Genomic DNA, 6,936 nt, shown 5'->3' with positions numbered 1-6,936 from the left:
TGCTAAGCACTAGTTCCAAAGAACTTGGCAATCACCTTCAAACACCCACGCTTATCGGCTGTATATTTTTAAGGATCCAACTACTCAGAATCTCTTCTTTTCGCAAACTTCGCTGCGATCAGCGAAGCCCTCTATCTTAGCACAGTTTTTAAGTAACTGGCAAAACTTTTTTTCTTTTCTGCTTCAGCAACACCACCAACCTGGCAGCACCGCTTTCTGCAGAGCCTCGAATTATACATCGCTTTTTACAGCAGCAAACTCAAAACCAGAAAACTTCTCAAACCACTCACAACCACCACCCCAACCAGGCACCAGAGGCTTCTCACCCCCAACACCCGTAGAGCACTGTTCTGTGCAGCCGAGCCCGCTAGTATACACAGGGAAACGCGACGGAAAGATGAAGCGGCGCAGAATTCATTAATAACCAAGTTACTTTCTTGGTTATTAAATATCAAATCGTCTCACGTGGAGCGCAGAGGATTCACACAGTGCTGCCAAGCCCACTTCAGCCTGCTGCTTGCCCTGAGGTGTGGGGTCACGGCCTCTATATATATAGAGAGCAGCAAACACCGCAACCAGAAAGCGCTCGCAGCCAGAGTCGCAGTGCGGCATTCACCTGCAACGCATGAGCGCCAAGCCCCTCCGGCCACAAGGGCCGGCGACAAAAGGCGCGCGCCCCCTAAAATGGGCCTGTGACTACTTCTATCCTCAACGCAGACCTGCACTGCCATTCCGTTGTTTCAGACGGCACCCTGACCCCAGAAGCCCTGGCTGCGAGAGCCAAGGCCAATGGCGTTGAACTCTGGGCCCTGACGGATCACGACGAAGTGGGTGGCCAGTTGCGTGCGGCGGCTGCCGCGCGCGAGTTGGGGCTGCGCTACCTGACAGGCGTCGAGATCTCCGTGACCTTCGCCGGGGAGACGGTCCACATCGTGGGTCTGGGTTTCGATGCGACAGACACACGGATGACCGATGGGCTGCACCAGACCCGAGGGGGACGCGGCCAACGCGCCAGGGAGATGGCCGATCAGTTGGCCAAAGTGGGCATCGCGGATGCCTACGAGGGGGCACTGCGATTCGTGGGCAATCCCGAGTTGATTTCACGCACGCATTTCGCCCGGTTTCTGGTCGAATCAGGGGTTTGCAAAGACACCGGTGAGGTGTTCCGGCGCTTTCTCACCGAGGGGAAGCCTGGTTACGTGCCCCATCGCTGGGCCAACTTGCAGCAAGCGATTCAATGGATCACCGACGGTGGCGGGGTGGCTGTGATTGCCCACCCGGGGCGGTACCGCTTCACGGCCAACGAACAGTACGCGCTGTTCTCCGAGTTCAAGGCCCATGGCGGGCAGGGCGTCGAAGTCGTGACAGGCAGTCACTCCACCTCAGAGTACCTGACCTATGCCGACATGGCCATTGAGTTTGGTCTGGCCGCCTCTCGCGGCAGCGATTTCCACAGCCCGGATGAATCCCATACCGACCTGGGCGCCTTGCCCTACCTACCGGGCAAGTTGACGCCGGTCTGGGAACTGCTTGCCGATCGGATCCAGTGAGAGCGACATCGTGAGTCTGGCTTCGGGATACACGCCCCGCGGCATGCTGGCGGGCATCGGACTGGCCATCGCGGCCACGGCCTGCTTTGCCACGCTGGACACCACCACCAAATTCATCAGCGCCTCCGTGCCCTTGATGATGGCCTTGTGGGTTCGCTATGCCTCGCAGGCCGTCGCCACCACCCTGGTCGCCCTGCCGGCCCGGGGCAAGGCCTTGCTGAAGACGGCCAACCCCAAGTTCCAGCTCTTGCGAGGACTGCTGCTGATGGGCAGCAGCATGTTCGCCTTTTTCAGTCTGAAACACATGCCCGTGGGCGAATTCACCGCCATCGTCATGATTGCTCCGTTGGTGATCACCGTGCTGGCAGCCATCGTGTTGCACGAAAAGGTATCGGTGCTGCGGTGGCTGCTCGTGCTGATGGGTTTTGCGGGCACGCTGCTGATCATCCGCCCCAGCGGCGCCAGCAGCAGTGGCTGGGCCGTTCTGCTGCCTCTGGGGCTGGTGAGCACGAATGCGGCCTTTCAGATCGTCACCAGTCGCCTGGCCAGGACTGAAGATCCGCTGACCATGCACTTCTACACGGGCTGGGTCGGCACCTTGCTGTCCTCCTTGATGCTGCCTTTTGTCTGGGCGGCCAACCTGCCCTGGCAAGCCTGGGCAGGCATGTTGCTGATGGGTCTGATGGGTTGCGTGGGCCACTTCATGCTGATCCTGGGCTACAGCCGAACCCCTGCGGCCATCCTCACCCCCTACCTTTACGCCCAGATCGGCTTTGCCATGCTGGGCGGTTGGTTGATTTTTTCCCACCTGCCGGACACCTGGTCGCTCACGGGCATCGCCTTGATCGCCCTGTCCGGTGCCGCCGGCGCCTGGCTCACGCTGCGTGAAGGGCACATTCCCTCACGCCAAGCCGACCAGGTCTGAGCACCCAGAGAAACACCATGGCTCAATTCTTCGAAGTTCACCCCGACAACCCCCAACCCCGCCTGCTCAAGCAAGCTGTGGCCCTGTTGCAGGCCGGTGAGGTGATCGCTGTGCCCACCGACTCCAGCTATGCCCTGGTGTGCCAGCTGGATGACCGCAACGCCACCGAGCAGATGCGCCGCATCCGCCAGGTCGACGACAAACACCACCTGACCCTGCTGTGCCGTGACCTGAGCGAACTGGCCAGCTACGCCAAGGTGGACAACAAGCAGTACCGTCTGCTCAAGGCGGCCACGCCAGGCGCTTACACCTTCATCCTGGAAGCCACCAAAGAGGTGCCACGCCGTGTCAGCCACCCCCAGCGCAAGACCATCGGCCTGCGGGTGCCCGAACACAAGGCCCTGCAGGCACTGCTGGAGCTGCATGGTGCTCCGCTGCTGGCCACCACGCTGATCCCTGCGGGCGAATCCGAACCCCTGAACGATGCCGCCGAGATCCGCAGCCGCTACGAGAAGGCCCTGGCCGCCGTGGTGGATGCCGGTGCCTGCCCGCACGAGCCCACCACCGTGGTCGACCTCACCCCCATCGACCAGGGCGACGAGCCCGTGGTGATTCGCGAGGGGCGCGGGTCCCTGGCCGCTCTGGGTCTGTGACCCATTTGCCCCGCGCCGCACCTCGGCGCGTCTGAGACAATGACGCCGTGAACTCCTTTTCCGACCTCATCCAGACCGTTCTGATCTACGCACTGCCGGTGCTGTTCGCCATCACGCTGCACGAAGCAGCGCATGGCTATGCGGCCCGGTATTTCGGTGACAACACCGCGGCGATGATGGGGCGCATCTCGCTCAACCCCACCCGGCACATCGATCCCATGGGCACCATCGTGATGCCCTTGCTGTTGTACTTTGCCACCTCGGGTGCTTTCCTGTTCGGCTACGCCAAGCCTGTACCCGTCAACTTCAGCCACCTGCGCAACCCCAAGCGCGACATGATCTGGGTGGCACTGGCCGGGCCGGCAGCCAACTTCGCCCAGGCCATGATCTGGGCCCTGGTGCTGGTGCTGCTGGCGGGTACCGGCATCCATGAACGCTTCTTCCTCGAGATGGCCCGCGCCGGGGTGCTGGTCAATCTGGTGATGTGGGCCTTCAACCTGTTTCCGCTGCCCCCGCTCGATGGCGGCCGGATCCTGGTCGGCCTGCTGCCCTGGAAGCAAGCCCAGTGGCTGGCCCGGGTCGAACCCTGGGGCTTCTTCATCGTGATGGGCCTGGTGGTGGCCGGTGTGGTCGGCTCTGTCTGGCTGCGCCCCCTGATGGCGCTCGGCTACGGGGTGATCGAAACCCTGGTGGTCGGCCCCGCCTCCGCCCTGTTCCGCTGACGCCTGCCCCCTTCCTGTTTTTTGTTGACTGCAACCGAACTGTTTCCGCCATGAGCATCAAGCGCGTCCTGACCGGCATCACCACCACCGGCACCCCTCACCTCGGCAACTATGTGGGGGCGATTCGCCCGGCCATCGAAGCCAGCCGCCAACCGGGCGTCGAAAGCTTCTACTTCCTGGCCGATTACCACGCGCTCATCAAATGTGACGATCCGGCCCGCATCCAGCGCTCCACGCTCGAAATCGCCGCCACCTGGGTGGCCGCGGGCCTGGACCCTGAACGCGTCACCTTCTACCGCCAATCCGACATCCCCGAGATCCCCGAGCTGACCTGGCTGCTGACCTGCGTCACCGGCAAAGGCCTGCTCAACCGCGCCCACGCCTACAAGGCGGCGGTTGACCGCAACGAAGCGGCCGGTGTGGACCCCGATGCCGACGTCAACGCCGGCCTGTTCATGTACCCCGTGCTCATGGGCGCCGACATCCTCATGTTCAAGGCGCACCAGGTGCCCGTGGGCCGCGACCAGATCCAGCACATCGAGATGGCGCGCGACATGGCCCAGCGCTTCAACCACCTCTATGGCGAGCACCTGGTCCTGCCCGAGGCCTTGATCGAAGAATCGGTTGCCACCTTGCCCGGCCTCGACGGCCGCAAGATGAGCAAGAGCTACGACAACACCATCCCGTTGTTCACCCCGCCCGAGCAGATGCGCAAACTGATTGCCGGCATCCTGACCGACTCACGCGCCCCCGGTGAGCCCAAAGAGGTGGAAGGCTCGGCCCTGTTCCAGATCTACCAGGCCTTTGCCAGCGCCGAAGAAACCCAGACCCTGCGCCAGGCCTATGCCGACGGCATTGCCTGGGGCGATGCCAAGCAACTGCTGTGGGAGCGCGTGACCCGTGAAGTGGCCCCCATGCGCGCCACCTACGAAGACCTGATCGCCCACCCCGAGCGACTGGAAGACATTCTGCAGGCCGGCGCCGCCAAGGCCCGCAAGCTGTCCACGGCCTTGATCGCCGACCTGCGCCAGGCCGTGGGCCTGCGCCGCCTGGGCAGCAGCGCCAGCCCGGCCCGCGCCGCACAGGCCGAGAAGGTGAGCCTGCCCAGCTTCAAGCAATACCGCGAAAACGACGGCCGCTTCTACTTCAAGCTGCAAGACGGCCAGGGCAAGCTGCTGCTGCAAAGCACCGGCTTTGAAGCCCCCAAGGCCGCGGGCCAGGCCATTGCGCAACTCAAGCAAAGCCCCGAAGCCACGCTGAACGCCCTGCAAGGCCAGTGGGCTGCAGCCGATGGCGTGAGCACCGCCCAGATCATTGCCGCCCTGCAATCGCTGGCAGAAGCCGCCTGAGCGGCTACGGCATCTGCTGCAGCGAGCAGTTGCCCATGAAAAAAGCGGCCGTCCCTGCCAAGGGCGGCCGCTTTTTCAATGTCTGACGGCGAAAGTGCGGTCTTCAGGCCGCGCTCAGGCGAGGCTGTTGGGCATGGCCCAGAGCGGGCACTGCCGGCGCGTCATCGGCATCCAGCTTGAACTCACCCACCACCGCCTGCAACTGCGCCGCCTGGCTCGACAGCGAAGCCGCAGCCTGGGCCGCCTGCTGCACCAGCGCCGCGTTCTGCTGGGTCACCGAGTCCATGTGCGCCACGGCCTGGTTCACGTGTTCGATGCCGGTGCTCTGCTCGTTGAGCGCGCCCGAGATCTCCGCCAACAAGCCAGTCACCTGACCCACGGCGGAGACAATCTCCGCCATCGTGTTACCCGCCTGGCCCACCAGATCGGCACCGCTTTGCACCTGCTCCACCGAGTCACCGATCAGCGACTTGATCTCGCGTGCCGCCACGGCACTGCGCTGCGCCAGTGATCGCACCTCGCTGGCCACCACGGCAAAACCCCGCCCCTGCTCACCGGCACGGGCCGCTTCAACAGCAGCATTCAGCGCGAGGATGTTGGTCTGGAAGGCAATGCCTTCGATCACCTGGATGATGTCCACGATCTTTTTCGAGCTGCCGCTGATGGCGTCCATGGTCTTCACCACCTGGTCCACCACCTGGCCACCACGCTGAGCGATGCCCGACGCGTTCACCGCCAGGCTGCTGGCCGATCGGGCCCGCTCGGCGTTCTGCCGCACGGTCGAGGTCAGCTCTTCCATGCTGGCCGCGGTCTCCTCCAGAGAGGCCGCCTGGTCTTCGGTGCGGCGCGACAGGTCCGAGTTGCCGGAGTCGATGTCGTGCGAGGCCAGCGCGATCGAGTCCGTCGACTGCTTGATGCGGCTCACCAGATCGGTCAGCGTGTCCTCCATGGTGCCCAAAGACCCCAGCAAGCGCCCGAAATCGCCGCCCAGTTCGGTTGAAAACTCCTGGCTCAGGTCACCCGAAGCCACGGTCTCCGCGATCAGCAAGGCATCGTTCAAAGGCTTCACAATGCTGCGTCGCAAGGACCACACCGCCACCGTGGCCACGATGGCGGCCAGTAGACCGATCGCCAGCATCCAATAGCGGGTGGCCACGATCTCGCTGTCCACCTGCTCAACGCTCTGGTCCAGGCGCTGGCGCTGCACATCGGCCATCTGCACCCCCAATTCGCGCAGACCGTCCAGGGCCGGCAACACCTCACCCAGCAGTTTGCGCACGCCGCCGTCGTGGTCGCCCTGCGCCAGTTGGGCCGCCACGGCACGCACGGCAGTCTGGGCGCGCACCGCGCTTTCACCCAGGCGACGGGCCAGGTCTTTCTCGGCAGTCGGCAGGTCCATGGCGCCCAACTCGCGGGAGGCATCCGTTGCGACTTTCAACTGCGCTTCCAGTTGCTGCGCAGATTGAGCCACTTTGGACTTGTCGCTGTCCACCTGGGCCATCACCAGCGCGCTGCGCGCCGCAGCCTCGGTGCCCTGCACAATGCCGTTCAGGGCGTCACGCTCGACGCGGCTGAGCTTGCCCACGGCCTGGTAACTGCGGTCCACCTCACCCAGGCGGCTCACGCCCACCAACACGATGGCCGCCGCCAGGGCCACCACATACCCGAAGGCCAAAGCCAGGCGGGTGCTGATCTTCAAGTTGTCCAGAAAAGCCAAAATGGTCTCCAAGGCTGATG

6 protein-coding genes and 1 pseudogene are annotated in these 6,936 nt (G+C 63.6%); 5 read left to right on the top strand and 2 right to left on the bottom strand.

The window, feature by feature from the left end:
• The first annotated feature begins 692 nt into the window (after positions 1-692).
• From L880_RS0113050 to L880_RS0113030, 5 genes are read left to right on the top strand one after another with little or no spacing between them, the layout of a single operon-like run.
• Positions 693-1,550 (top strand): 3',5'-nucleoside bisphosphate phosphatase, encoded by an 858-nt coding sequence (locus tag L880_RS0113050; RefSeq protein ID WP_027476058.1) that lies wholly within the window; start codon positions 693-695, stop codon positions 1,548-1,550.
• Between the two features lie 43 nt (positions 1,551-1,593).
• Positions 1,594-2,475 (top strand): DMT family transporter, encoded by an 882-nt coding sequence (locus L880_RS0113045; RefSeq protein WP_019577477.1) that lies wholly within the window; start codon positions 1,594-1,596, stop codon positions 2,473-2,475.
• Between the two features lie 17 nt (positions 2,476-2,492).
• Complete coding sequence (locus tag L880_RS0113040; RefSeq protein ID WP_019577478.1) at positions 2,493-3,128, top strand: L-threonylcarbamoyladenylate synthase; 636 nt, start codon at positions 2,493-2,495, stop codon at positions 3,126-3,128.
• 47 nt (positions 3,129-3,175) lie between these two features.
• Positions 3,176-3,850 carry a site-2 protease family protein gene (locus tag L880_RS0113035; RefSeq protein ID WP_027476057.1) on the top strand — a complete coding sequence of 225 codons (675 nt, stop codon included), beginning with the start codon at positions 3,176-3,178 and terminating at the stop codon, positions 3,848-3,850.
• Between the two features lie 50 nt (positions 3,851-3,900).
• Positions 3,901-5,199, top strand: a complete 1,299-nt coding sequence (locus tag L880_RS0113030) for a tryptophan--tRNA ligase (RefSeq protein WP_027476056.1) — start codon at positions 3,901-3,903, stop codon at positions 5,197-5,199.
• Between the two features lie 103 nt (positions 5,200-5,302).
• On the opposite strand, the gene L880_RS0113025 is transcribed toward L880_RS0113030, so the two are convergent.
• Together L880_RS0113025 and L880_RS36670 are read right to left on the bottom strand one after the other, a co-directional pair.
• A complete protein-coding gene (locus L880_RS0113025) occupies positions 5,303-6,415 on the bottom strand; it encodes a methyl-accepting chemotaxis protein (protein WP_281174766.1) in 1,113 nt (370 codons plus the stop codon).
• 81 nt (positions 6,416-6,496) lie between these two features.
• A pseudogene (locus tag L880_RS36670) lies at positions 6,497-6,898 on the bottom strand (methyl-accepting chemotaxis protein); the annotation flags it as partial.
• Positions 6,899-6,936: the final 38 nt, after the last annotated feature.

It is taken from the genome of Curvibacter gracilis ATCC BAA-807, from assembly GCF_000518645.1.
Taxonomy (GTDB): Bacteria; Pseudomonadota; Gammaproteobacteria; order Burkholderiales; family Burkholderiaceae_C; genus Curvibacter; species Curvibacter gracilis.
The sequence above is the reverse complement of the archived record's forward strand: the minus strand, read 5'-3'. Positions and strand labels throughout refer to the sequence as shown.

Coding starts and splice junctions, on each gene's coding strand:
- L880_RS0113030 (WP_027476056.1), top strand. CDS start 3,901: ATGAGCATCAAGCGCGTCCTGACCGGCATCACCACCACCGGCACCCCT.
- L880_RS0113045 (WP_019577477.1), top strand. CDS start 1,594: ATGCTGGCGGGCATCGGACTGGCCATCGCGGCCACGGCCTGCTTTGCC.
- L880_RS0113040 (WP_019577478.1), top strand. CDS start 2,493: ATGGCTCAATTCTTCGAAGTTCACCCCGACAACCCCCAACCCCGCCTG.
- L880_RS0113025 (WP_281174766.1), bottom strand. CDS start 6,415: ATGGCCGATGTGCAGCGCCAGCGCCTGGACCAGAGCGTTGAGCAGGTG.